This window comes from Delftia sp. S65, from assembly GCF_016516495.1.
Lineage (GTDB): Bacteria > Pseudomonadota > Gammaproteobacteria > Burkholderiales > Burkholderiaceae_C > Comamonas > Comamonas acidovorans.
In genome coordinates this window covers 13,141-37,799 of record NZ_JACVUR010000041.1, presented here as the reverse complement: position 1 = coordinate 37,799, position 24,659 = coordinate 13,141, and the positions used below count along the sequence as shown (strand labels likewise).

The 24,659-nt window shown below is 65.1% G+C and carries 20 protein-coding genes; 15 read left to right on the top strand and 5 right to left on the bottom strand.

Annotated elements, in window-relative coordinates:
• The first annotated feature begins 20 nt into the window (after positions 1–20).
• From lpxD to IAE24_RS24350, 10 genes are all read left to right on the top strand, one after another.
• On the top strand, positions 21–1,028 hold the full coding sequence (lpxD, locus tag IAE24_RS24395; protein WP_034365561.1) for a UDP-3-O-(3-hydroxymyristoyl)glucosamine N-acyltransferase: 1,008 nt from the start codon (positions 21–23) through the stop codon (positions 1,026–1,028).
• Positions 1,025–1,465: a 3-hydroxyacyl-ACP dehydratase FabZ gene (fabZ, locus tag IAE24_RS24390; protein ID WP_012206736.1), complete on the top strand. Its 441-nt coding sequence runs from the start codon at positions 1,025–1,027 to the stop codon at positions 1,463–1,465. The genes lpxD and fabZ overlap by 4 nt, the downstream gene beginning before the upstream one ends.
• A 7-nt stretch (positions 1,466–1,472) precedes the next feature.
• Positions 1,473–2,270 carry an acyl-ACP--UDP-N-acetylglucosamine O-acyltransferase gene (gene lpxA / locus IAE24_RS24385; protein ID WP_097201685.1) on the top strand — a complete coding sequence of 266 codons (798 nt, stop codon included), beginning with the start codon at positions 1,473–1,475 and terminating at the stop codon, positions 2,268–2,270.
• Positions 2,271–2,291: 21 nt separating this feature from the next.
• A complete protein-coding gene (lpxB, locus tag IAE24_RS24380; protein WP_097201686.1) occupies positions 2,292–3,482 on the top strand; it encodes a lipid-A-disaccharide synthase in 1,191 nt (396 codons plus the stop codon).
• Positions 3,445–4,152, top strand: a complete 708-nt coding sequence (rnhB, locus tag IAE24_RS24375) for a ribonuclease HII (protein ID WP_012206733.1) — start codon at positions 3,445–3,447, stop codon at positions 4,150–4,152. The genes lpxB and rnhB overlap by 38 nt, the downstream gene beginning before the upstream one ends.
• Positions 4,153–4,213: 61 nt before the next feature.
• Complete coding sequence (locus tag IAE24_RS24370; RefSeq protein WP_013801457.1) at positions 4,214–5,005, top strand: TrmH family RNA methyltransferase; 792 nt, start codon at positions 4,214–4,216, stop codon at positions 5,003–5,005.
• Between the two features lie 174 nt (positions 5,006–5,179).
• Complete coding sequence (gene carA, locus IAE24_RS24365; protein ID WP_013801458.1) at positions 5,180–6,352, top strand: glutamine-hydrolyzing carbamoyl-phosphate synthase small subunit; 1,173 nt, start codon at positions 5,180–5,182, stop codon at positions 6,350–6,352.
• Entirely contained in the window at positions 6,345–9,593 is a 3,249-nt protein-coding gene (gene carB, locus IAE24_RS24360) for a carbamoyl-phosphate synthase large subunit (protein WP_013801459.1), read from the top strand. Before carA ends, carB begins: the two co-directional genes overlap by 8 nt.
• Before the next feature lie 254 nt (positions 9,594–9,847).
• Complete coding sequence (gene greA, locus IAE24_RS24355) at positions 9,848–10,324, top strand: transcription elongation factor GreA (RefSeq protein WP_012206729.1); 477 nt, start codon at positions 9,848–9,850, stop codon at positions 10,322–10,324.
• Between the two features lie 44 nt (positions 10,325–10,368).
• Positions 10,369–10,815, top strand: a complete 447-nt coding sequence (locus IAE24_RS24350) for a DUF4149 domain-containing protein (protein WP_043819012.1) — start codon at positions 10,369–10,371, stop codon at positions 10,813–10,815.
• A 77-nt stretch (positions 10,816–10,892) separates the two neighbouring features.
• On the opposite strand, the gene IAE24_RS24345 is transcribed toward IAE24_RS24350, so the two are convergent.
• Positions 10,893–11,687, bottom strand: a complete 795-nt coding sequence (locus IAE24_RS24345) for a hypothetical protein (RefSeq protein ID WP_013801461.1) — start codon at positions 11,685–11,687, stop codon at positions 10,893–10,895.
• A 13-nt stretch (positions 11,688–11,700) separates the two neighbouring features.
• Positions 11,701–12,174 (bottom strand): YhbY family RNA-binding protein, encoded by a 474-nt coding sequence (locus tag IAE24_RS24340; RefSeq protein ID WP_012206726.1) that lies wholly within the window; start codon positions 12,172–12,174, stop codon positions 11,701–11,703.
• Between the two features lie 31 nt (positions 12,175–12,205).
• Here IAE24_RS24340 and IAE24_RS24335 point away from each other — a divergent pair, with 31 nt between their 5' ends.
• The 4 genes from IAE24_RS24335 to glmM all read left to right on the top strand — a co-directional run bounded on the left by IAE24_RS24335 (position 12,206) and on the right by glmM (position 17,288).
• Positions 12,206–12,859 (top strand): RlmE family RNA methyltransferase, encoded by a 654-nt coding sequence (locus IAE24_RS24335; RefSeq protein ID WP_012206725.1) that lies wholly within the window; start codon positions 12,206–12,208, stop codon positions 12,857–12,859.
• A 170-nt stretch (positions 12,860–13,029) separates the two neighbouring features.
• Positions 13,030–14,952: an ATP-dependent zinc metalloprotease FtsH gene (gene ftsH / locus IAE24_RS24330; protein WP_016447469.1), complete on the top strand. Its 1,923-nt coding sequence runs from the start codon at positions 13,030–13,032 to the stop codon at positions 14,950–14,952.
• Positions 14,953–15,091: 139 nt separating this feature from the next.
• Positions 15,092–15,928, top strand: a complete 837-nt coding sequence (folP, locus tag IAE24_RS24325; protein ID WP_141834533.1) for a dihydropteroate synthase — start codon at positions 15,092–15,094, stop codon at positions 15,926–15,928.
• Between the two features lie 16 nt (positions 15,929–15,944).
• Positions 15,945–17,288 (top strand): phosphoglucosamine mutase, encoded by a 1,344-nt coding sequence (gene glmM / locus IAE24_RS24320; protein ID WP_043819007.1) that lies wholly within the window; start codon positions 15,945–15,947, stop codon positions 17,286–17,288.
• Positions 17,289–17,396: 108 nt separating this feature from the next.
• Here the strand turns inward: glmM and IAE24_RS24315 are convergent, their stop codons facing one another.
• Together IAE24_RS24315 and IAE24_RS24310 are read right to left on the bottom strand one after the other, a co-directional pair.
• Entirely contained in the window at positions 17,397–19,250 is a 1,854-nt protein-coding gene (locus IAE24_RS24315) for an EAL domain-containing protein (RefSeq protein ID WP_034396146.1), read from the bottom strand.
• A gap of 119 nt (positions 19,251–19,369) precedes the next feature.
• The gene (locus tag IAE24_RS24310) at positions 19,370–20,350 is read right to left on the bottom strand and encodes a Ppx/GppA family phosphatase (protein ID WP_043819005.1); all 981 of its coding nucleotides are present in this window, start codon (positions 20,348–20,350) and stop codon (positions 19,370–19,372) included.
• A 212-nt stretch (positions 20,351–20,562) separates the two neighbouring features.
• On the opposite strand from IAE24_RS24310, the gene ppk1 reads away from it, so the two are divergent.
• On the top strand, positions 20,563–23,016 hold the full coding sequence (gene ppk1 / locus IAE24_RS24305; RefSeq protein WP_199961915.1) for a polyphosphate kinase 1: 2,454 nt from the start codon (positions 20,563–20,565) through the stop codon (positions 23,014–23,016).
• Positions 23,017–23,084: 68 nt separating this feature from the next.
• Here ppk1 and IAE24_RS24300 read toward each other — a convergent pair whose 3' ends face one another.
• Complete coding sequence (locus IAE24_RS24300; protein ID WP_197943960.1) at positions 23,085–24,569, bottom strand: Ppx/GppA phosphatase family protein; 1,485 nt, start codon at positions 24,567–24,569, stop codon at positions 23,085–23,087.
• Between the last annotated feature and the right edge of the window lie 90 nt (positions 24,570–24,659).

Genomic DNA, 24,659 nt, shown 5'->3' with positions numbered 1-24,659 from the left:
AGCGTCCAGGGCTGCATGCCGTGAGCGTATTGTTGGGTCAGATCCTCGATGCACTCGGTGGCGAACTGGTCGGTGGCGAAAGGGAGATGTCCATCTCCCGCATCGCACCGCTGGATTCCGCCGGGGCCGGGGATCTCAGTTTTCTGAGCAACCCCCGCTACCGCCAGCAACTGGCCGCCTCCGAGGCGGCCTGCGTTATTGTGGCGCCCGCCATGCGTGAACTGGCGCAGCAGCGGGGTGCCTGCATCGTGGTCCCTGACCCGTATGCCTACTTCGCCAGGGCCACGCAGTGGTGGAAGCGGAACTGCAGGTCTGTGGCGCCGGCCGGTATTCATCCAAGCGCGGTGGTGCACGAGAGTGCCATCGTTGATGCCTCTGCCACGATCGGCCCGCTCTGCGTGGTTGAAGAGGGTGCCACCATCGGTGCCCACACCGTGCTCAAGTCGCGCGTCACCATTGGCGAGAACTGCCATGTGGGGGCGCGCTGTCTGCTGCATTCCGGCGTGGTGCTGGGAGCGGACGGCTTCGGGTTTGCGCCTGAGAACGGAGCATGGGTGAAGATCGAGCAGCTCGGTGGCGTGCGGATCGGCGACGATGTGGAAATCGGCGCCAATACCTGCATAGACCGCGGAGCGCTGGACGACACGGTGATCGAGGACGGGGTCAAGCTCGACAATCTGATCCAGATCGGTCACAACGTGCACGTCGGCAAGCATACGGCCATGGCCGGTTGCGTGGGGGTGGCCGGCAGCGCGCGCATTGGCGCGCATTGCACCGTGGGAGGCGGCGCCATCGTGCTGGGCCATCTGCAGCTGGCCGACAGGGTGCATATTTCGGCAGCGACGGTAGTGACCCGTTCGCTGACACAATCAGGTGTTTACACGGGCATGTTTCCCGTGGATGAAAACGCCAAATGGGAAAAAAATGCTGCGACGCTGAAGCAGCTGCACTCCATGCGCGATCGCATCAAGGCCCTGGAGCGGCAACTGCAGCAATCGGCGGATCAAGGCCATAACGGAACGCAATGATGGATATTCACGCAATTCTCAAGCAACTGCCCCACCGCTACCCCTTCCTGCTGGTGGACAAGGTCACGGAGCTTGAGCGCAATACACGCATCAAGGCGATCAAGAACGTCACGTTCAACGAGCCCTATTTCATGGGCCATTTCCCAGGCCGTCCCGTCATGCCGGGCGTGCTCATCCTGGAGGCGCTGGCGCAGGCTGCCGGCCTGCTGGCCTTCGATGCCATGGGCCAGGTTCCCGACGAAAACAACATCTACTACTTCGTGGGCATCGACGGTGCGCGCTTCAAGCGCCCCGTGGAGCCGGGCGACCAGCTGGTGCTGGAGATCACCATCGATCGCGTTCGCGGCGGCATCTGGAAGTTCAAGGGCGTGGCCCGCGTCGAGGACGAAGTGGCCTGCGAAGCCGAGCTGATGTGCACCATGCGCAACGTGGGCTGACGGGCGCATGGCTGGCATTGAACGCATCCATCCCACGGCACTGATAGATTCCGCTGCACAGCTGGATTCATCGGTGTCGGTCGGCCCCTATGCCGTCATCGGGCCGCATGTGGAAATCGGCGCCGGCACCACGATTGGCGCGCATTGCGTTGTCGAAGGCCATACCCGCATTGGTTGCGACAACCGGATTTTCCAGTTCGCGTCCCTGGGCGCGCAGCCCCAGGACAAGAAGTACGCAGGCGAGCCCACGCGGCTTGTCATCGGTGACCGCAACACGGTGCGCGAGTTCTGCACCTTCAATGCGGGCACCGTGCAGGACCAGGGTGTCACGGTCATCGGCCATGACAACTGGATCATGGCCTATGTGCATGTGGCCCACGACTGCGTCGTGGGCAGCCACACCATCCTGGCCAACAATGCCACCCTGGCCGGCCACGTGCATGTGGGCGACCATGTGATCCTGGGCGGCCTGACGGGCGTGCACCAGTTCACCAAGGTGGGGGCCCATGCCATGGCGGGCTTTGCCAGCCATATCTCGCAGGATGTGCCGCCCTTCATGATGGTGGATGGCAATCCCCTGTCCGTGCGTGGCTTCAATATCGAAGGCCTGCGCCGGCGCGGATTCGGGCCGCAGCGTATCCAGGCCATCAAGCAGATGCACCGTCTGCTGTATCGCCAGGGGCTGACCCTGGAGGCCGCGCGCGACGCCATCGGAGCGCTGGCTGGCGAGCAGCCCGAGGCCGCTGCCGATGTATCGCTGATGCTGGATTTTCTGGCCGCTTCGACCCGGGGCATTGCGCGCTGATCCGGCGCGCGAAAGGACGGCATGACAGAGAACGCGGCGCCATTGGCGCGCCTGAGTCCATCGATTGCCATGGTCGCCGGGGAAACCTCAGGCGACCTGCTGGCGTCCTTGCTCCTGGGTGGGCTGCAGGCCCGCTGGCCCGAGGCTTCGGCCTTTGGCATCGGCGGGCCCCAAATGCAGCAGCGCGGTTTTGAGGCATGGTGGTCCTGCGAGCGGCTGGCCGTGCATGGCTACAGCTGGGAAGTGTTTCGCCGGCTGGCCGAGATTCTGAACATCCGCCGGCAGTTGCGCCAGCGCCTGCTCAAGCAGCCGCCAGCCGTTTTTGTCGGCATCGATGCGCCCGACTTCAACCTGGGCCTGGAGACCGATCTGCGGGCTGCGGGCATCAAGACCGTGCATTTCGTCTGCCCCTCGATCTGGGCCTGGCGTGCCGATCGCGTCGAGAAAATCCGGCGTGCGGCCGACCATGTGCTGTGCATCTTTCCCTTCGAGCCCGAGTTGCTGGCCCGTCACGGCATAGATGCCACCTACGTGGGTCATCCCCTGGCCAGCGTGATTCCGCTGCAGCCCGACCGTGCCGCCGCGCGCCGTCGGCTGGGTCTGCCGGAAGATTGTCTGGTGCTGGCCGTGCTGCCCGGCAGCCGACGCTCCGAAATCCGCTATCTTGCAGCCCGTTTCTTTCAGGCTGCAGCTTTGGTCCGAAAGGCGCTGCCAGCTATTAAAATAGTAGTGCCTGCCGTGCCTTCGCAACTGGACGAGTTGCGGCGCATTGCCCAGGAGTCCGGCATGGCCTCGTCGCTGCACATCGTGCGCGGCCAGTCCCATGATGCATTGGCAGCCTGCGACGTGACGTTGATCGCCAGCGGCACGGCCACGCTGGAAGCCGCGTTGTACAAGCGCCCCATGGTGATCGGCTACAACATGCACCCCTGGAGCTGGCGCCTGATGCGTGGCAAGCAGTTGCAGCCCTGGGTGGGCCTGCCCAACATCCTGTGCGGCGATTTCGTCGTGCCCGAGCTGATCCAGGATGCGGCAACGCCCCAGGCGCTGAGCGCGGCTGTGCTGCAATGGCTGCAGGCGTGCGAACATTCCCCTTCAACCGTCGAGGCGCTGGTACAGCGCTTCACAGCGCTGCACCATGAATTGCGGCGCGATACTGCCGAACTGGCCGCCCATGCGATCGAGAAAATCATTGCCCCCACTGCCGCCTGAACAGGCGTGCCTGCCCTGGCATCCGCCGGGGTTGGTTGCGGGCGTGGACGAAGCGGGCCGCGGCCCGTTGGCCGGCCCTGTCGTGGCCGCTGCTGTCATTCTTGACGATCTCAATCCCATCGAGGGCCTGAACGATTCCAAGAAGCTCACGGCTGCGCGCCGCGAGGCACTCTATGACGAGATTCGTGCCAAGGCGCTGTGCTGCAGCATTGCCGAGGCCTCGGTCGAAGAGATTGATCGCTTGAACATCCTGCAGGCCACGCTGCTCGCCATGCGCCGCGCGGTGCTGGGTCTGCGCCTGAAGCCGGTGCTCGTGCTGGTGGATGGCAACCAGCTGCCCGTGCTGGATGTGCAGGCCGAGGCCATCGTCAAGGGGGACTCGCTGGTGCAGGCCATCTCGGCCGCCTCCATTCTGGCCAAGGTCACGCGCGACCGCTGGTGCGAACGGCTGCATGAGCAATATCCGGAATACGGCTTCGACGGCCACAAGGGCTACGGCACGGCGGCCCACCTTGCGGCGCTGCGCCTGCACGGTGCCTGCGAGGAGCACCGGCGAACCTTCGCGCCGGTGGCCCATGTCGTGAGCATTGCCCGCATGGCCGAGCCTCTGGCCGCTGCCCGCGTGGCAGCTGCGGCGCAGGGCGCGCAAGCCTTGCTGCTGTCGGCCTGAGCGCCTTGCCGTTTCTTTCTGCGCCCGTGGCGCGCTGTTCCCTTTGCCCGAAAGCCTCACCATGAGCCGACAACCCGCCGCCACATTGATCCAGTCCCGTGACAACGTCCTGGTCAAGGATTTGCGCAGGCTTGTCCAGGACAGTGGGGCCTACCGCAAGCAAGGGCGCGTCTGGCTGGAGGGGGACCATCTGTGCCGTGCCGCGCTGGCGCGTGGCATGCAGCCCTCCGTGGCCGTGGTGGCCGAATCCTTCTGGCCGCTGGTGCCGCTGGAATGGGTGCAGGGTGCGGGCAAGTGCGTGGTGCTGGCAGATGCCCTGTTTGCCGAAGTCAGCGGCCTGGAGTCCCCGGCGCGCATCGGTTTTCTGATGGACTGGCAGGCATCGGCGATCATCCGTGCCGGCGTGGCCACGGTGGTGTTGGATCGCGTGCAGGACGCAGGCAATGTGGGCTCCATCCTGCGCAGTGCCGCTGCCTTCGGTTTCAGCCAGGTCGTGGCCCTGAAGGGCACGGCTGCGCTGTGGAGCCAGAAGGTGCTGCGCGCCGGCATGGGGGCGCATTTCGGTCTGCAACTGGTCGAGTCGGCCTCGCCCGAAGACCTGGATGCGCTTGGCTTGCCCCTGATCGTGACCAGTTCCCATCAGGGCGAACTGATCCAAAATGCCGCGCTGCCCTGGCCTTGTGCCTGGGCCATGGGCCATGAAGGGCAGGGCGTTGGAGAGGCGCTGATGCAGCGGGCAGCGCAGCATGTGCGCATCGGCCAGCCAGGCGGTGAGGAGTCGCTGAACGTGGCTGCAGCAGCGGCGATATGCCTGCACGCAAGCAGCGTGAGTGCCGGCTCACGTCAAGGGTAATCCCGCCTCCTGTCAGGAGGCTGAAGCACGACCAGCCTATAATGGGCGGCTTTCAAGCATTCCACACTACGCCTAGCGACGCTTCCTCGCCACCCCCTGCAGACAAGCTATAACCCGCCCGGATCCGTCCGTGCGGCACGCTGGGCGTAACCGTAATTAGAACCGGAGAACCCAGTGCTTTTGTCTCTCAAGGGAGCATTCCCATCCGCCATCCTGGCGCTCGCAGACGGCACGGTCTTTGTTGGCAACTCGATCGGTGCGCAAGGCACCACGGTTGGTGAAGTCGTTTTCAACACGGCAATCACCGGCTACCAGGAAATCCTCACCGACCCCAGCTACTGCCAGCAGATCGTGACGCTCACGTATCCGCACATCGGCAACTACGGCGTCAACGCAGAGGATGTCGAGGCTGGCAAGGTCCATGCGGCGGGCCTGATCATCAAGAACCTTCCGCTGCTGGCCAGCAACTTCCGCAAGTCCGAGACCCTGCCCGACTACCTCACGCGCAGCGGCACGGTGGCGATTGCCAACATCGACACGCGCAAGCTCACACGGCTGCTGCGCGACAAGGGCGCACAAAACGGCGCCATCGTCGGTTTGGCCGCTGGCGAAGAAGTGACACAGGCGCGCATCGACGAGGCACTGGCTGCGGCCAAGGCGGCCCCCAGCATGAAGGGCCTGGATCTGGCCCAGGTGGTGAGCGTAGCCCAGCAGTACGAATGGACGGAAACCGAGTGGAAGCTGGGCGAAGGCTACGGCCAGCAGCAGGCCCCGCGTTTCCATGTGGTGGCCTATGACTTCGGCGTGAAGTTCAACATCCTGCGCATGCTGGCCGAGCGCGGCTGCAAGCTGACCGTGGTGCCGGCCAAGACGCCCGCCAAGGATGTGCTGGCACTCAACCCCGACGGCGTTTTCCTGTCCAACGGCCCTGGCGACCCGGAGCCCTGCGACTACGCCATTGCCGCCACCAAGGAGCTGGTGGAGTCCGGCAAGCCCGTCTTCGGCATCTGCCTGGGTCACCAGATCATGGCCCTGGCCGCTGGCGCCAAGACCTTCAAGATGGCCAACAGCCACCACGGCGCCAACCACCCCGTCAAGGACTTGGACAACGGCCGGGTCAGCATCACCAGCCAGAACCACGGTTTTGCCGTGGAGATGGAGTCCCTGCCCGACACGCTGCGCGCCACGCACATCAGCCTGTTCGACGGCACGCTGCAAGGCCTTGAGCACAAGGACAAGCCTGCGTTCTGCTTCCAGGGCCACCCCGAGGCTTCGCCCGGCCCGCACGATATCGCCTACCTGTTTGACCGCTTCACGGCGCTGATGGAGAAACACAAAAATGCCTAAGCGCACCGACCTCAAAAGCATTCTGATCATTGGCGCCGGTCCCATCGTCATCGGCCAGGCCTGCGAGTTTGACTACTCCGGCGTGCAGGCCTGCAAGGCGTTGCGCGAAGAGGGCTACAAGGTCATCCTGATCAACAGCAACCCTGCCACGATCATGACCGACCCGGCCACGGCCGACGTCACCTACATCGAGCCCATCACCTGGCAGACGGTCGAGAAGATCATCGCCAAGGAGCGTCCCGACGCCATCCTGCCGACCATGGGTGGCCAGACCGCGCTGAACTGCGCGCTGGACCTGTGGCGCAACGGCGTGCTGCACAAGTACAAGGTCGAGCTGATCGGCGCAACTCCCGAGGCCATCGACAAGGCCGAGGACCGCCTCAAGTTCAAGGATGCGATGACGCGCATCGGCCTGGGTTCGGCGCGCTCGGGCATCGCCCATTCGATGGACGAAGCCTGGGCCGTGCAAAAGGAAATGGGCTTTCCCACCGTCATCCGCCCCAGCTTCACGCTGGGCGGCACGGGCGGCGGCATTGCCTACAACCCCGAAGAGTTCGAGACCATCTGCAAGCGCGGGCTGGAAGCGTCCCCGACCAATGAGCTGCTGATCGAGGAATCGCTGCTTGGCTGGAAGGAGTACGAGATGGAAGTCGTCCGCGACAAGGCGGACAACTGCATCATCATCTGCTCCATCGAGAACCTGGATCCCATGGGCGTGCACACCGGCGACTCGATCACCGTGGCACCCGCGCAGACGCTGACCGACAAGGAATACCAGATCATGCGCAACGCCTCGCTGGCGGTGCTGCGCGAGATCGGTGTGGACACGGGCGGCTCCAACGTGCAGTTCTCGGTGAATCCGAAGGACGGCCGCATGATCGTCATCGAGATGAACCCGCGCGTGTCGCGTTCCTCGGCGCTGGCCTCCAAGGCCACGGGCTTCCCCATCGCCAAGGTCGCTGCCAAGCTGGCCGTGGGCTACACGCTGGACGAACTCAAGAACGACATCACGGGCGGCAAGACGCCCGCTTCGTTCGAGCCCTCGATCGACTACGTGGTCACCAAGATCCCGCGTTTCGCGTTCGAGAAGTTCCCCGCTGCCGACAACCGCCTGACCACGCAGATGAAGTCCGTGGGCGAGGTCATGGCCATTGGCCGTACCTTCCAGGAGTCCTTCCAGAAGGCGCTGCGCGGCCTGGAAGTCGGCGTGGACGGCATGAACGAAAAGACCCAGGACCGCGAAATCCTTGAAAAGGAACTCGGCGAGCCAGGTCCGGACCGCATCTGGTATGTGGGCGATGCCTTCGCTGCCGGCTGGACGCTGGACGAGGTGCACAACATCACCAAGATCGACAAGTGGTTCCTCGTGCAGATCGAGGAGATCGTGAAGATCGAACTCGAGCTGGACCAGGTCTACGAGGAAAAGGGCGATGCCGCGCTGGCCGCACTGGACGCCACCACGCTGCGCACGCTCAAGCAAAAGGGCTTCTCCGACCGTCGCCTGGCCAAGCTGCTGCACAGCAATGAAAAGGCCGTGCGCGAGGCGCGCAAGGCACTGGGCGTGCGCCCCGTGTTCAAGCGTGTGGACACCTGCGCTGCCGAGTTCGCCACCGACACGGCCTACATGTACTCCACCTATGACGAGGAGTGCGAGGCCGAGCCGACGGACAAGAAAAAGATCATGGTGCTGGGCGGTGGCCCGAACCGCATCGGCCAGGGCATCGAGTTCGACTACTGCTGCGTGCATGCTGCGCTCGCCATGCGCGAGGACGGCTATGAAACCATCATGGTCAATTGCAACCCCGAGACCGTGTCCACCGACTACGACACGTCGGACCGCCTGTACTTCGAGCCGCTGACGCTGGAAGACGTGCTCGAAGTCGTGGCTGTCGAGAAGCCTGTTGGCGTCATCGTGCAGTACGGCGGCCAGACGCCCCTGAAGCTTGCGCTGGGTCTTGAAAAGGAAGGCGTGCCCATCATCGGCACCACGCCCGACATGATCGACGCGGCCGAAGACCGCGAGCGCTTCCAGAAGCTGCTGCATGAGCTGGGCCTGCGCCAGCCGCCCAATGCCACGGCCCGTACCGAGCCCGAAGCGCTGGAAAAGGCGGCTGGCCTGGGCTACCCCCTGGTCGTGCGTCCCAGCTATGTGCTGGGTGGCCGTGCCATGGAAATCGTGCACGAGCAGCGCGACCTGGAGCGCTACATGCGCGAAGCCGTCAAGGTCAGCAACGACTCGCCCGTGCTGCTGGACCACTTCCTGTCCAACGCCATCGAGTGCGATGTGGACTGCGTGCGCGACCGCGAAGGCGCCGTCTTCATCGGCGGCGTGATGGAGCACATCGAGCAGGCTGGCGTGCATTCGGGCGATTCCGCCTGCTCGCTGCCGCCTTACTACCTCAAGCCCGAGACCGTGGCCGAGATCAAGCGCCAGACTGCCGCCATGGCCAACGCGCTGAGCGTGGTCGGCCTGATGAACGTGCAGTTCGCCATCAAGGAAACGGCTGACGGCGACGTGATCTACGTGCTGGAAGTCAACCCGCGCGCCTCGCGCACCGTGCCCTTCGTCTCCAAGGCCACCGGCATCCAGCTGGCCAAGGTGGCTGCGCGCTGCATGGCCGGCGACACGCTGGCCCAGCAGGGCATCACCAAGGAAGTCACGCCGCCGTACTTCAGCGTCAAGGAAGCCGTCTTCCCGTTCGTGAAGTTCCCTGGCGTGGACACCATCCTCGGCCCCGAGATGAAGTCCACCGGCGAAGTCATGGGCGTGGGCAAGACCTTTGGCGAAGCCTTCGTCAAGAGCCAACTGGGCGCCGGCGTCACGCTGCCGACCCAGGGCAAGGTCTTCCTGACCGTGAAGAACGCCGACAAGCCGCGTGCCGTGGCCGTGGCCAAGGAACTGGCTGCGATGGGCTTCGTGCTGTGCGCCACGCGCGGTACGGCAGCGGCCATCTCCGAGGCCGGCATCGAGGTGCAGCTCGTCAACAAGGTGACCGAAGGCCGCCCCCACATCGTGGACATGATCAAGAACGGCGAGATCGCCATGGTCATCAACACGGTGGAGGAGCGCCGCAACGCCATCGCCGACTCGCGTGCCATCCGTACCAGCGCCCTGCTGGCGCGTGTGACCACCTTCACGACCATCTTCGGTGCAGAAGCTGCCGTCGAAGGCATGAAGTCCATGGGCAACATGGACGTGCACTCGGTCCAGGAATTGCACGCCCAACTGCAGGCTGCCTGAGATCCTTCCATTGCCGCTGCGCCTGTTTTTTGATGGCGCGCAGCGAGCGGCACTGTCCGACAGTGCCGCCGGGTTATCCCACCATTTCGGGTGGGTAAACACGGCATAATGGAACGAATCATTCGATGAAACCGCCGCGCGGCAACGTGCGGCGGTTTGCTTTTGGGGTGCAGGTCCAGCCGCAAAGTCGCCGGCCCGCCTGTACCAAAGAAACCGCGCAGCGCGCGGCGTTCGCTGAACATGGAGACTTTTCAATGGCCACCATTCCCATCACCAAGCGCGGAGCCGAGAAGCTCAAGGACGAACTGCACCGCCTGAAAACCGTGGAGCGTCCCTCCATCATCCAGGCCATCGCCGAGGCGCGTGCCCAGGGCGACCTGAGCGAAAACGCCGAATACGAGGCCGCCAAGGACCGCCAGGGCTTCATCGAAGGCCGCATTGCCGAGGTCGAGAGCAAGCTGTCGGCTGCCCAGATCATCGATCCCTCTTCCGTGGATGCCGGTGGCCGCGTGGTCTTCGGTGCAACGGTGGAGCTCGAGGATGAAGACAGCGGCGACACGGTCAAGTACCAGATCGTCGGCGAGGACGAGGCCGACCTCAAGCTGGGCCTGATCAACGTCTCCAGCCCCATCGCGCGCGCGCTGATCGGCAAGGAAGAGGGCGATACCGCCGTCGTGCAGGCACCGGGCGGCGAGCGCCGCTATGAAGTGGTGTCGGTGCGCTACCTCTGATGCGTCGGCGCCTGTGCCTCGATCATTGAGGAAGGCCTAAGCCCATGAGCAACCTGTACGAACGCGTTCCCCTGCTGGCTGCTGCCCTGTGGTGGGGCAGCCTGTCGGCCATCGGTTTCATGGCCGTGCCCATGCTGTTCGCCCAATTGCCCACGCCGGCTGTCGCGGGCTTCATGGCAGCCAAGCTATTCGCCGCGCAGACCTGGGTGTCCATCGCCTGCGCGGCCCTGCTGCTGGTCCTGTCCCGGCGCAACAAGGAGCAGGTCCTGCAGCCCTGGGCCAAGGCCTGTCTGGGCTTTGTGATCGCAGGCATGCTGCTGGCATTTCTGGTCCAGTACGGCGTGTCGCCGCGCATCGTTGCACGCGACAACCTCAAGCTGTGGCATAGCGTGGGCACGGTGATGTATGCGCTGCAGTGGCTGTGTGCGCTCGTCGTGCTGTGGCGCATAGGCAGTCCTCCGTCTCAAGCGAAAGCCGAGGCCACGGCCTGATCCCGGTCCTGCCGGTTCGGTGCCATGCCAAACGAAAACGCCCGCAAGCGCGGGCGTTTTTTTGTGGGCCGAGCTGCTCACTCGTGCCAGTGCTCGGCCACCCAGGTAGCAGGCCGGATATAGCGAAAGCGCCGATTGCGCCGGCCGGCCAACGCGTCGGGCGGATTGCATTCTCCGTGGAAGATCACCACGCGTGCACCATCCGGCACGAAGGGCGGCTTCCAGTAGTTCGTCGGCCATGCGGGAATGCAGTGGTACTTGAAGCTGGGGCACCAGGCCTGCGGCCAGTACTTGAGCTTGCCCTGCTTGTGCAGCATATCGGACAGGTAGGCCTGTTCGTTGCGGAAGCTGCTGCGGATCTCTTCGAAATGCGTGCGGAAGTAGTCCAGTACCTCAGGGTGGGCACCCAGCTCGAAGCGGTACACCGAGGAATTGCCCGTGATGCGCCAGGGACGCTTGTAGTCGTGGATGATCAGGAATTCGCCGGGCTCGGTGAAAAAATCGTCCAGCGGCCCGGTGATGACCACGTCCACGTCAAGAAACAGCGCCGTGCCGCGCAGGCCATGCAGGTCGGCGCTGAAGGTGGCCAGCTTGTTCCAGCCACGCTCGGGAATGCCGGCGGGCAGGTTCAGCGGCGGAATGGGCAGGCATTCGACTTCGTCACGAATCCCCACGCCGTCATCGGTCAGGCAGACAAGGCGAAAATCGCCCTTCAGATGCCGACGCACCATGGCGTAGAGCCTGTTGACATACTCCGGACCGTACTTCTTGCCCCACTTCATGCAGATCACGAAGCGCTGCTGCGCAGAGGGGGAGGCGGAGGGCGGTTGCGCGGCCTGGGCCACGCTGGCGGCATGGGATGCTACGGTCATGGATGCGGCGGACTCAGTCTGCCTGGCGCTTCTTGACCGACTTTTGCTTGGGCTTGGCGCGCTTGACCTGGCCACCTGCCGTCAGGCGCTGGTTGCCCAGCACGCGGATCTGCTTGACCTCGGGCTTCTGGCCGGAGCGCTTGCTGAACTTGAGCAGCTTGACATCGCGAGGACCGGGCATGCGGTTCTCGTCGATGGCTTTTTCCTTTTCTGGCATGGGGCGCCAGAGCACCAGCAGCTTGCCGATGTGTTGAATGGGTGCAGCGCCAAGTTCGTCGCACAGCTGCAGATACATCTGCTCGCGTGCGGCGCGGTCGTCGTTGAAGACACGGACCTTGATCAGGCCATGTGCGTTAAGGCCGGCGTTGACCTCCTTTTGCACGGCAGCCGTCAGGCCGTCACCTCCGATGAGGACCACGGGGTCCAGGTGGTGTGCGTTGGCGCGGTGTTCCCGGCGCTCGGCGGGAGTCAATTGAATTTGGGGCATGGCCGTATTATCGAGGCTGAAAGAATCCAGCATGAAAGTCAACACAAAAAGCAAGAAGGTCAACAAGGCTTGGCTCAACAGCCACGTCAACGATCCTTACGTCAAAGCCGCTCAGAAGGACGGCTACCGCGCTCGCGCGGCCTACAAACTCAAGGAGATAGACGAACAGCTCAAGCTCATCCGGCCGGGTGCCACGGTGGTGGATCTGGGCTCTACGCCCGGGGCGTGGAGCCAGTATGTGCGCCGCTGCCTGTCGCCGGAAGGCGCGGCGGTGGGAGCGCTCAATGGCCGGATCATCTCGCTGGATCTGCTGCCCATGGAGCCCATCGAGGGCGTGCAGTTCATTCTGGGCGATTTTCGCGAGGAGCCGGTGCTGGCGCAGCTGCAGGAAGCGCTGGGCGGTGGCAAGGCCGATGTGGTGGTCTCCGACATGGCTCCGAACCTGTCGGGCAACGGTACGACGGATGCGGCGCGCATTGCGCTGCTGGTGGAGCTGGCGGTTGATTTCTCCATCCACCATATGAAACCTGAAGGGGCCCTGGTCGTGAAACTCTTCCACGGCGGGGCCTACGACGACCTGGTAGCGCTGTTCCGGCAGACCTTCAAGGTGGTCAAGCCGATCAAGCCCAAGTCCTCGCGCGACAAGTCTTCAGAGACGTTTCTGGTGGGCATGGGGCTCAAGTAGCGCTGCACAGCCGCCCGGCGCGGCCCTGACGCGGGTCAAGACCGCATTCAAGCTATGGCTGCTATAGAGGGATATAGGCGACCAGCCAGCTTGAAACACCTAAAATGAACCGCAAATACGCTTCGAGCACGCTGGAAGTCGTTTTATCTGTATCCCCATTGGAGCCCCGCTTGAACAATCAGTGGTTTTCAAAAATTGCCGTCTGGCTGGTCATCGCCATGGTGCTGTTTACGGTGTTCAAACAATTTGACACCCGTGGCGGCGCTGGCGCGTCCCATGTCGGTTACTCCGAGTTCCTGGAAGAGGTGCGCAGCAACCGCATCAAGAGCGCCACCATTCAGGAAAGCCCCGGCGGCACCGAGATCGTGGCCACGACCAACGATGACCGCAAGGTGCGCACCACGGCCACCTACCTGGATCGCGGGCTCGTGGGTGACCTGATCAACAACAACGTCAAGTTCGACGTCAAGCCCCGCGAAGAAGGCTCGGTCCTGATGACCCTGCTCGTCAGCTGGGGCCCCATGCTGCTGTTGATCGGCGTGTGGGTGTACTTCATGCGCCAGATGCAAGGCGGCGGCAAGGGCGGTGCTTTCAGCTTCGGCAAGAGCAAGGCGCGCATGCTGGACGAGAACAACAACACCGTGACCTTTGCCGACGTTGCAGGCTGCGACGAAGCCAAGGAAGAGGTCAAGGAAGTCGTGGACTTCCTGAAGGACCCCAACAAATTCCAGAAGCTCGGCGGCCGCATTCCGCGTGGCCTGCTGCTGGTCGGGCCTCCGGGTACCGGCAAGACGCTGCTGGCCAAGTCCATCGCTGGTGAAGCCAAGGTTCCGTTCTTCAGCATCTCGGGCTCCGACTTCGTGGAAATGTTCGTTGGCGTGGGCGCTGCCCGTGTGCGCGACATGTTCGAGAACGCCAAGAAGAATGCACCCTGCATCATCTTCATCGATGAAATCGACGCCGTGGGCCGCCAGCGCGGCGCAGGCCTGGGCGGTGGCAACGATGAGCGTGAACAGACCCTGAACCAGATGCTGGTCGAGATGGACGGCTTCGAGACCAACCTCGGCGTGATCGTCGTGGCTGCGACCAACCGTCCCGACATCCTGGATGCGGCGCTGCTGCGCCCCGGCCGTTTCGACCGCCAGGTGTATGTGACGCTGCCCGATATCCGCGGCCGCGAGCAGATCCTCAATGTGCACATGCGCAAGATTCCTGTCGGCCAGGACGTGAATCCGGGCGTGATCGCCCGCGGCACGCCCGGCATGTCGGGCGCCGATCTGGCCAACCTCTGCAACGAAGCAGCCCTGATGGCCGCGCGCCGCAATGCGCGTACCGTCGAGATGCAGGACTTCGAGAAGGCCAAGGACAAGATCATCATGGGCCCCGAGCGCAAGAGCATGGTCATGCCCGAGGAAGAGCGCCGCAACACGGCCTACCACGAGGCGGGCCACGCGCTGATCGGCAAGCTGCTGCCCAAGTGCGATCCCGTGCACAAGGTCACCATCATCCCCCGCGGCCGTGCGCTGGGCGTAACGATGAGCCTGCCCGAGAAGGACCGCTACTCCTACGACAAGGAGTTCATGCTCAACCAGATCGCCATGCTGTTCGGTGGACGCATTGCCGAAGAAGTGTTCATGAACCAGATGACCACGGGCGCGAGCAACGACTTCGAGCGGGCCACGCAGATCGCACGCGATATGGTCACGCGCTACGGCATGACCGACGCTCTGGGTCCCATGGTCTATGCGGAGCAGGAAGGCGAGCCTTTCCTGGGCCGCTCGATGAGCAAGACCAACAGCATGAGCGAGCAGACGATGCAGAAGGTGGACCAGGAGGTTCGCCGCATCATCGACGAGCAGTACGGACTGGCGCGCAAGCTGATCGAGGACAACTCCGACAAGATGCATGCCATGGCCAAGGCCATGCTCGACTGGGAAACCATCGACGCCGAGCAACTCGATGACATCATGGCCGGCCGCGAACCGCGTCCTCCCAAGGACTGGGTGCCGCGCAACCCGCCGTCGTCCGACGGTGGCAACTCGTCCGGCGGCACGCCGGCAGTGGATGCCGACCCTGCGCCCACCACGGCCTGATCTGCTTGCCGCAGAATCTGCCAATCCCATGCAAAGGGCCCCGAGGGGCCCTTTTGCTTTGCTTGCAGGATGTGCTCAATCGCCCGCAACGGCCGAGCGAGGGACCCGGTCCGGCAAGCGCCTACCTTCAGGAAATCCCATGCCGCATCAATGGCAGACTTCGCGCTTTGTTCTAGACCTTCAGCGTCCACTGGTCATGGGCATCGTCAATGTGACGCCCGACTCGTTTTCCGATGGCGGGCGGCACAACACGGTGGAGCGGGCCTTGCGGCATGCAGAGCAACTGATCGGTGAAGGCGCGCACATCCTCGACATCGGCGGTGAGTCCACCAGGCCCGGATCACCGGCCGTGCCGCTGGACGAGGAATTGCGGCGCGTGCTGCCCGTGGTGCAGGGCGCGGTGCAACTGGGCGTGCCTGTCTCCGTCGATACCTACAAGCCCGAGGTCATGCAGGCCGTGCTGGATCTGGGGGCCGACATCGTCAACGACATCTGGGCGCTGCGCCAGCCGGGCGCGCAGCAGGTGGTGGCCGCGCACCCGCGCTGCGGCATCTGTCTCATGCACATGCATGGCACGCCGCAGGACATGCAGACCACGCCCATGCAAGGCGATGCCGTGCCCGCCGTGCGCGATTTCCTGCAGTTGCACACCGATGCCCTGTTGGCCCGGGGCGTGGCGCGCGAGCGCATTGTCTGGGACTACGGCATCGGCTTCGGCAAAAGCGTGGCACAGAATTTTTCGCTGCTTGCGCGCCAGCAGGAATTGCTGGGCCTAGACTTCCCGCTGCTGGCGGGCTGGTCGCGCAAGGGCTCGCTCGGGCAGGTCAGTGGCCTTGCGCAGGGCCAGCGCATGGTGCCCAGTGTGGCGGCGGCGCTGCTGGCCGTGGAGCGGGGTGCGCGCGTGGTGCGCGTGCACGACGTGGCCGATACGGTGGCGGCATTGACGGTCTGGCAGACCATGCACGACAACAACTGAACAACAAAGGAGCACTATGGCACGCACATATTTTGGTACCGATGGAATTCGCGGCCTGGTGGGCCGCTCGCCCATCACCCCCGACTTCGCGCTGCGCCTGGCGCACGCCGTGGGCCGTGTGCTGCGGCGCAAGGAGGCCCGCCCGATGGTGCTGATCGGCAAGGACACCCGGATCTCGGGCTACATGCTGGAAAGTGCCCTGGAGTCCGGCTTCAACTCGGCCGGCGTGGACGTGATGCTGCTCGGTCCCCTGCCCACCCCGGGCGTGGCCTATCTGACGCGCGCCCAGCGCGCCAGCTTGGGCGTGGTCATCAGCGCCAGCCACAACCCTTATTACGACAACGGCATCAAGTTCTTCAGCGCCCAGGGCACCAAGCTGCCCGATGCCTGGGAGGAAGAGGTCGAGCAGGCCTTGACCGAAGATCCCGTATGGGCCGACTCTGCCGCTCTGGGAAAGGCCCGTCGCCTTGAAGACGCGGCAGGGCGCTACATCGAGTTCTGCAAGAGCACCTTTGACCATGCGCTCACGCTCAAAGGCGTGAAGATCGTTGTCGATGCGGCCCATGGCGCGGCCTATCAGATCGCACCCAAGGTCTTCCATGAACTGGGGGCCGATGTGGTGGCCATAGGCTGTGCGCCCGATGGACTGAACATCAACGAAGATGTGGGTGCCACGCACCCCGAGGCTCTGGTGCTGGCCGTGCGCGCCAACAAGGCCGATTTCGGCGTGGCGCTGGATGGCGATGCCGACCGGCTGCTGCTGGTCGATGCTGCAGGGCGGCTCTACAACGGCGACGAACTGCTGTATCTGCTGGCAGCCGACCGGCTGGCGCGCGGCGAGGCCGTGCCGGGCGCCGTGGGCACGCTGATGACCAATATGGCCGTGGAGGTGGCGCTGAAGTCCCAGGGCGTGGGCTTTGTGCGTGCCAAGGTCGGCGACCGCTATGTGCTGGAAGAGCTGCACCGCCAGGGCTGGACCCTGGGCGGTGAGGGCTCGGGCCATTTGCTGGCGCTGGACAAGCACACCACGGGCGACGGCCTGGTCAGCGCGCTGCAGGTGCTGCAGGCCTGCGTGCGCTCGGGCAAGAGCCTGTCGCAGTGGCTGTCGTCCGTGCAGCTGTTTCCCCAGGTGCTGCTCAACGTGCGGCTGCAGCCGGGCCAGGACTGGAAGCGCAACACCCAATTGGAAGAGGCCACCGAGGCCGTCCAGGCCGAGCTGGGCGATACGGGGCGGGTGCTCATCCGCGCCAGCGGCACCGAGCCTTTGCTGCGCGTGATGGTGGAGGCGCGCGATGGCGATCAGGCCAGCCGCTGTGCCGAGCGCCTGGCCAGCGTGGCCAAGAATTCGCCGGTTGCCTGAGCGGTTGCGCGCTCCTGCGCATGGAAGGCCGGGGCTTCATGCCTCGGCTTTTTCTCGTCTGGATTCCGGTGCGCGAGGTGATGCGATGCGCGCGGTGATGTGGCCCGGTCAGCCCTGGCTGCGCAAGAAGGACTCCAGCGCCTCTGGTGCCAGCGGGCGGCTGAAATGGTAGCCCTGGGCTTCATCGCAGCCTTGCTCGCGCAGGAACTCCAGCTGTGCCTCGGTCTCCACGCCCTCGGCCGTGGTCTGCATGCCCAGGGCCTGGGCCATGCGGATGATGGCGCTGACAATGGCGCGGTCGTTGCTGTCGTGGTCCAGATCCTGGATGAAGGACTGGTCGATCTTGAGCTTGTAGATCTGAAAGCGCTTGAGCTGGCTCAGGGATGAATAGCCGGTGCCGAAGTCATCCATGGCCAAGCGCACGCCGTGCTCGCGCAGCCGGTCCATGGTGGCTGTCGCCTGGCGCGGATCATGGATGGCCACGCCCTCGGTCAGCTCCAGCTCCAGAGAATCGGCCGGCAGGTCGCTGTCGAGCAGGATGCGGTTGATGATCTCGGGCAGTTGCTGCTGATGGAACTGGATGGCCGAAAGATTCACGGCCACCTTCAGGTCGCACAGGCCTGCATTGCGCCAGACCTGCAACTGTTGCATGGCGCTGCGCAGCACCCATTCGCCGATCTGCAGGATCTGGCCGCTGTCCTCGGCCACGGGAATGAACTCGGCCGGTGAGACCGAGCCCAGTTCCGGGTGCTCCCAGCGCAGCAGCGCCTCCACGCTGCGCACGCGGCCCGTGCTCAGCGTGATCTGCGGCTGATAGTGCAGATACAGCTGATTGCGCTCCAGCGCCCGGCGCAGCGCGTTCTCCAACTGCAGGGCGCGCAGGGACTGTGCCTGCATCTGCGGCGTGAAGAATCGGTAGGTGTTGCGGCCGGCCTGCTTGGCGTGGTACATGGCCGCGTCGGCGGCCTGGGTCAGCGAGTCGATGTCGTGGCCGTCGCGCGGGTACAGCGCAATGCCCATGGACGGCGCAATGGTCAGCTCATGGCGGTCGATCTGGTAGGCCTGGCGCGACGCCTCCTGCAGCTTGCCGGCCACGCGAGCCGCACCCTGGGCATTGGCGCCGGGCAGCAGCAGCACGAATTCGTCGCCGCCGATGCGGGCCACCGTATCGCGGTCGCGCACGACGGCACGCAGGCGTCGGGCAATCTCCACCAGCAGGGCATCGCCCACGCGATGGCCCAGCGAATCATTGACATGCTTGAAGTGGTCCAGGTCCAGGAACATCACGGCCAGCGGCGTGTCGTTGGCCTTGGCCAGCTCGATGGCGCGGGCACTGCGCTCGGCCAGCAGCGTGCGGTTGGGCAGGCCGGTGAGCGCGTCGTAGTGCGCCATCCAGTAGATGCGTTCCTGGTCCAGCTTGCGGTCGGCAATCTCCCGGTGCAGGTTCTCCACCGTGGCGCTGAGTTCGCGTGTGCGGTCGCGCACCTGCTGCTCCAGCAGTTCGTGGGCCTGGCTCAGGGCCTGCTGGGCACGCAGGCGGTCGTCGATATCGCTCACGATCCAGATCGATCCCTCGCGCGCATCGCCCGGATTGATGAGCCGCCCCGTGAGCTCTCCCCAGAACAGGCTGCCGTCCTTGCGGCGCAGGCGGCGCTGCGTGCGAAAGGACAGGCCGGCGCTCAGCGTGCGGTAGGCCTCGCGTCCCAGGCTGCGCAGCTCATCGCGGCTGGGATGCAGGTGTTCGCTGTTGATGCCCACCAGCGCATGCTCGCCCGCGTAGCCGAAGATGTCTGCGTAGCACTGGTTGCAGCGGACGATGACGCGTTGGCGAATGAAGACGATGCCGACGCCGGCATTGTCGAGCAGGGCCTGCTGCTCGCGCAGGCTGCGTTGCAGGGACGCCGCCATCATCGAAGACGGACGTTCGAGTACAGGGTCGTACGCAATCGTCGGCGCGGACATGGCGAAGCGGTGGGGCGGTAATGAAGGGAGGGTGGGAAGCTTACAAAGTGTAGCACTTGTGCGAAAAACACTCTATCGGCCTTCCCTGACGCAAGCAGGGCCTGGGCCGTCATGGGCCGTCACTTGCCGGGTGTAACTTGCCTGCGCCTGTGTTTTCCGGAGGCTTCGGCATCCAGCCGATCGGCCAGCTCATACAGCACGCCATGCCGCAGGGCGCCATGCGTCACGCGCATGCGCTCGATGCCCAGGCTGGAGAAGATCGCCCGCATCACGCTCATGCCGCCGCCGATCATGGGGCGCAGTTCTTCCTTGAGCCCGTCCATGTTCACGCGGCTGACATGCCCTGCACGCAGCAACTGCGCCTGCAGCCAGTCCAGTCCCTGCCGCGTGATCCAGCCGGCCGTGCCATCGGGTGCATGGGCCAGCACCTTGACGATGGCGCCGGCCGTGCCGGAGGACCCATAGGCATGGCTCCACTGCCCGGCGGCAAACCGCGCGGCTTCGGGCGCAATGATGTCGGCCACCGCCGCTTCGGCCTGGGACAGTGCCTGGGCCGACAGCTCTCCATCGGGAAAGTGGCGCAATGCCCAGGTCACGCTGCCGAAGGCGAAGGAGCGTGCCTGCAGCACCTGCCGCTGCTGGCCAAGGCACAGTTCGGTCGATCGGCCACCGATGTCCACCACCAGCCGCCGCTGGGGACCGGGCGGCAGCAACTGGGCGACGCCGCGATAGATCAGGCGCGCTTCTTCCTCGCCGTCGATGACTTCGATGGCGCAGCCCAGGATGCGCTGGCCTTCGTCCAGGAAGACCTGGCGGTTCGATGCCTCTCTCAGCGTCTGCGTGGCCACGGCACGAACGCGGTGGCGGGGCAGGTCGCCCAGCACCTGCGCATAGCGCTCCAGGCAGGCCCAGCCACGCTGCATGGCCTCCAGGCTCAGGGCTCCCTGTGCGTCCAGGGCGCTGCCCAGGCGTATGGCTTCCTTGCGGTGGCTGAACAGCTGTACCTTTGCGCCGTCGCTGCGGGCCATGGCCAGCAGGCAGCTGTTGGAGCCAATGTCGATGGCGGCCAGGCGGCTTTCGGGGGGATTGGAAGAGGGCATGCGCGACAGGCGGACGACGACACGGCTGCGGCAGGTTTGCAGCAGCCAACGCCATCCAGGGGGATGGCAGTGAGCTTAGCACCCTGGCGATACAGCGTGGCCCTCGTGGCTGCGTGACCTGGTCATGACCTTTGCATGACAGCGCCAGCGCAGCCATTCCTTGCCGGAAGTCGCTTGTATGACAGGTGTCATGCGTGGATGGGATCTATGTCATGAACATGTCACAAACCCGGGGCAGACTGCCCGAATCCCCGGCCCACGGGGTGACTACCGGGTCCTGCACAGGCCGGGCCCCTGCATCCATGCCCCAGACATTCACGCCGATTCCCGCCAGCGCCTCTGCCGCGCCTGCCGAGCCAGAACATGAACAGGGGCTGCGCACCATGCCCGCAGGGCCGGCCTCGCTGGGCATGGCCCGCGAGACAGCGCCCATACCCGTCTCTGCACCCTTGAATGTCCCGATGATGCCCCTGGCCAAAAGCCTTTCCACCGCCCTGCTGGAATTGCAGGGCCAGGCGATGCCAGCGTCTGCCCCGGTCTCTGCTGCGGGGCTGGTCGCCGCGGCATACACTGGCCTGTACGCCACAGCCGAAAGCGGTGAAGTGCAACAGCCACAGCAGCAGCAACAACAGTTTCTGGACCGCGACCATTGCATCCTGGCGTTCAACGAACGCGTGCTGGACTGGGCTGTGCGCGAGGATGTGCCGCTGCTGGAGCGGCTGCGCTACCTGTGCATCGTCTCTTCCAATCTCGACGAATGGTTCGAGGTGCGCTGCGCCCCCCATGTGACGGCGGCCAAGGCCGGCGACGCCAAGGGCCTGTATACGCTGCAGAGCTTTCGCTCGCTGATGGACAAGGCGCATGAGCTGGTATTGCGCCAGTACACGCTGTACAACCAATCGCTGATTCCTGCCTTTGCGGGGCAGGGCATACGCGTGGTCTCCCATGGCGAGCGCAGCAGCGCCCAGCGCAAATGGGTGCGCGAATACTTTCTGCGCGAAGTCCAGCCCCTGCTCATGCCGGTGGGCCTGGACCCATCCCATCCATTTCCCCAGGTGGCCAACAAGGCGCTGAACTTCATCGTGCGCCTCAAGGGTGTCGATGCCTTTGGCCGCGCCAACGAGGTGGCCATCGTCAAGGTCCCGCGTGCCTTGCCTCGCCTGGTGCGCCTGCCGGAGAAGATCGCGGGCAAGCAGCGCCTGTTCGTGAGCATCTCCAGCATCGTGCGCGCCCATCTGGTCGAGCTGTTCCCGGGGCGTGAGGTGGCGGAGTTCGCGCAATTCCGTGTCACGCGCCATTCGGACCTGGCGGTGGATGAGGACGATGTCAGCGACCTGCGCATGGCGCTGCGCCAGGGTCTGCACCACCGCCACTACGGCCAGGCCGTGCGGCTGGAGGTGTCCTTTGCCTGCTCGCCCATGTTGTCCGACCTGCTGCTGGGCCAGTTCGGCCTGCCGACCGAGGCACTGTTCCGCGTCAAGGGGCCCGTGAACCTGGTGCGCCAGTCGCAGCTGGTCGATCTGGTGGATGACCCCGCGCTGCTGTTCCCGCCGTGGCGGCCGGCATGGCCGCGCCAGCTGCAGCCGGGCCGCTCGGTGATGGCCCAGATCCGCAAGCGTGATGTGCTGATCCACCAGCCTTTCGAGAGCTTCGACGGCGTGCTGGAGCTGCTGCGCGAGGCCGTCAACGACCCCGAGGTGCTGGCCATCAAGCAGACCATCTACCGCACCGGCTCCGACTCCGAAATCATGCAGTTGCTGGCCGAGGCCGTGCGCCGCGGCAAGGAGGTGCTGGCCGTGCTGGAGCTCAAGGCCCGCTTTGACGAAGAGGCCAACATCAACTCCGCCGAGAAGCTGGAGGCCCTGGGCGCCCAGGTGGTCTACGGCGTGCTGGGCCTGAAGACGCACGCCAAGATGCTGCTGATCACGCGCCGCGAAAAGCGCAGCGGGCAGCTCAAGCGCTATGGACACCTGTCCACCGGCAATTACAACGTGCGCACGGCGCGCCTTTACACGGACATCAGCCAGCTGACCTGCGATGCGCAGATCACGGCCGACATGGATGCCGTATTCAGCCACCTGTCCAGCCACAACCGCCTGCCCAAGCTGCACCAGCTGGTGATTGCGCCGTTCCAGCTGCACGACCGCATGCTGGCGCTGATCAATCAGGTGGGCGAGGCGGCGCAGCGCGGCGAAGAGGCGCGCATCGTGCTCAAGATGAATGCGCTGACCGACGAGCTGCTCATGCAGGCCCTGGTGCGTGCCGGCCAGCAGGGCGCGCGCATCGATCTCATCGTGCGCAGTGCCTGCATGCTGCCGCCGCAGCGCAAGGGCTGGACCGACAACATCCGCGTGCGCTCCATCATCGGCCGTTTCCTGGAGCACTCGCGCGTCTTCTACTTTGCCTGGGGCAAGCAGCAGGAGCTGCTGCTGTCCAGCGCCGACTGGATGAACCGCAACATGATGCGCCGGGTGGAACTGGCCTGGCCCGTGCGCGACCCCGTGCTGCGCCAGCAGGTGATAGACGAATGCCTGGTCGCTGGCCTGTATGACAACCGCGATGCCTGGACCCTGGAGGCCAATGGTGCCTACCAGCGTGCACCCTATCCGACCACGGGCCTGGGTGCGCAGCGCGCCTTGATGGAGCGCTACGGGCCTCAGGTCTGAGCTGCGTCACGGCCGGCGGGCCGGCCGCCCCGCGCCATCCCGGCGCAAGCCGAAGCGGGTGGCCGTGCTCAGTGCAGATGCAGCTGCAAGGTCCAGGGCGTCTTCTGCCAGGCCACGGCCTCGGTGCGCAGCAGCTGGGCGGACTGGGGATAGCTTTTGGCCCAGCCTTCCGGCACGGTCAGGTGAAAGACGCTGTCCGAGCGATGCAGGTGCATGCCCTGCAGATCGGGGTCACGCCGGGCATGGCACAGCTGCACGGCCAGCCGCAGTGCCAGCAGGGGCCAGGCCACGGCCTGGTCCTCGATGGCGGCTTCCAGCTTGCGCAGCTTGCCCTGGTGGCCGAGCACGAGCTGGGTGATGCGCGCGCGCAGCTCCACAGGCCATGTCGCGGCACCGCAGTGCTCGGTGATGTAGGCGCCGTGCCGGTGGTAGGCGCTCAGGGAGATGCGCATGCCGATCTCGTGCAGGCTGGCGGCCGTGTCCAGTGCATGCGTGGACAGGCCATCGGGCGGTTGTTGTGCGTGCAGCGATTGCCAGGCCCAGCGTGCCACCTTGCGCACGCGCAGCGCATGCGCGGCGTCAATGCCGAAGTCCTGCTGCAGCGCGGCAATTTCGGCTGCCTCGCGGTCGGCGGGGGGCTCGTGCTCCAGCAGGTCGTGCAACACGCCCTGGCGCAGCGCGCCCTGGGCGACTTCCAGCTCATTGATGCCCAGCAGGCCCAGGGCCGCAATCAGGATGCTCAGGCCTCCGGCGATGACGGCGCGGCGGTCTTCCTTGAGTCCGGCCAGCCGGATGCGGTCCACATGGCCGGCCTCCATCAGCTGCTCATGCAGCCAGCGCAGGCTGTCGGGCGTGATCAGCCCGCCGGAATATCCGTTGGCAGCCAGGATGTCGCCCACGGCGTTGGCCGTGCCCGACGAGGCATAGGCGCAGTCCCATGCAGTGGCCGGGTAGGCCGAGACGGTCTGGGTGAGGGCCGCCTGCGCGGCCTTGATGGCGGCCGAGAAATGTGCGCGCGACAGCGTGCCTTCGCCAAAGAACTGCGTGCTCCAGGCGACGCTGCCTATGGGGTAGGAGGCCACCTGACGCGCCTCGCCATGCTGGCCGATGATGACTTCGGTCGAGCGGCCGCCAATGTCCACCACCAGGCGCCGCTGCTGCGAGGGTGGCAACAGGCTGGAGACGCCGCGATAGATCAGCCGGGCCTCTTCCTCGCCCGAGATGACCTCGATGGGAAAGCCCAGCAGGGCGCTGCCGCGTGCGATGAAGACATCGCGGTTGCGGGCCTCCCGCAGGGTTTGCGTGGCCACGGCGCGGACCTGGTCGGCAGGAAAGCCGGCCAGGCGCTCGCCAAAGCGTGCCAGGCAGTCCCAGCCGCGTTGCATGGCCTCGTCGGTCAGCTCATGGTGCTCGTTGAGTCCATTGCCCTGGCGCACGGTCTCCTTGAGATATTCCACGCGCTCTATGCGCTGGTGGCTGCCGACGCGGCCTATTTCCAGGCGAAAGCTGTTGGATCCGAGGTCAACGGCGGCGAGCAGGGATTCTGGTGCCATGAAAGAAACGCCAATCAAGATTCGTCGAGCAGAAGTGCGCAGCGGTGCCGGGTGGCAGGGCTGCGCTTGTCTGGTGCCAGCTCGTGCGAG

What these genes read in the sequence shown, in the direction of transcription:
- ppk1 (WP_199961915.1), top strand. Translation starts at nt 20,563, where the DNA reads ATGAACATGTCACAAACCCGGGGCAGACTGCCCGAATCCCCGGCCCAC.
- lpxB (WP_097201686.1), top strand. Translation starts at nt 2,292, where the DNA reads ATGACAGAGAACGCGGCGCCATTGGCGCGCCTGAGTCCATCGATTGCC.
- IAE24_RS24300 (WP_197943960.1), bottom strand. Translation starts at nt 24,569, where the DNA reads ATGGCACCAGAATCCCTGCTCGCCGCCGTTGACCTCGGATCCAACAGC.
- IAE24_RS24370 (WP_013801457.1), top strand. Translation starts at nt 4,214, where the DNA reads ATGAGCCGACAACCCGCCGCCACATTGATCCAGTCCCGTGACAACGTC.
- greA (WP_012206729.1), top strand. Translation starts at nt 9,848, where the DNA reads ATGGCCACCATTCCCATCACCAAGCGCGGAGCCGAGAAGCTCAAGGAC.
- IAE24_RS24340 (WP_012206726.1), bottom strand. Translation starts at nt 12,174, where the DNA reads ATGCCCCAAATTCAATTGACTCCCGCCGAGCGCCGGGAACACCGCGCC.
- IAE24_RS24310 (WP_043819005.1), bottom strand. Translation starts at nt 20,350, where the DNA reads ATGCCCTCTTCCAATCCCCCCGAAAGCCGCCTGGCCGCCATCGACATT.
- IAE24_RS24335 (WP_012206725.1), top strand. Translation starts at nt 12,206, where the DNA reads ATGAAAGTCAACACAAAAAGCAAGAAGGTCAACAAGGCTTGGCTCAAC.
- IAE24_RS24315 (WP_034396146.1), bottom strand. Translation starts at nt 19,250, where the DNA reads ATGTCCGCGCCGACGATTGCGTACGACCCTGTACTCGAACGTCCGTCT.
- carB (WP_013801459.1), top strand. Translation starts at nt 6,345, where the DNA reads ATGCCTAAGCGCACCGACCTCAAAAGCATTCTGATCATTGGCGCCGGT.
- IAE24_RS24345 (WP_013801461.1), bottom strand. Translation starts at nt 11,687, where the DNA reads ATGACCGTAGCATCCCATGCCGCCAGCGTGGCCCAGGCCGCGCAACCG.
- IAE24_RS24350 (WP_043819012.1), top strand. Translation starts at nt 10,369, where the DNA reads ATGAGCAACCTGTACGAACGCGTTCCCCTGCTGGCTGCTGCCCTGTGG.
- rnhB (WP_012206733.1), top strand. Translation starts at nt 3,445, where the DNA reads ATGCGATCGAGAAAATCATTGCCCCCACTGCCGCCTGAACAGGCGTGC.
- fabZ (WP_012206736.1), top strand. Translation starts at nt 1,025, where the DNA reads ATGATGGATATTCACGCAATTCTCAAGCAACTGCCCCACCGCTACCCC.
- glmM (WP_043819007.1), top strand. Translation starts at nt 15,945, where the DNA reads ATGGCACGCACATATTTTGGTACCGATGGAATTCGCGGCCTGGTGGGC.
- folP (WP_141834533.1), top strand. Translation starts at nt 15,092, where the DNA reads ATGCCGCATCAATGGCAGACTTCGCGCTTTGTTCTAGACCTTCAGCGT.
- lpxA (WP_097201685.1), top strand. Translation starts at nt 1,473, where the DNA reads ATGGCTGGCATTGAACGCATCCATCCCACGGCACTGATAGATTCCGCT.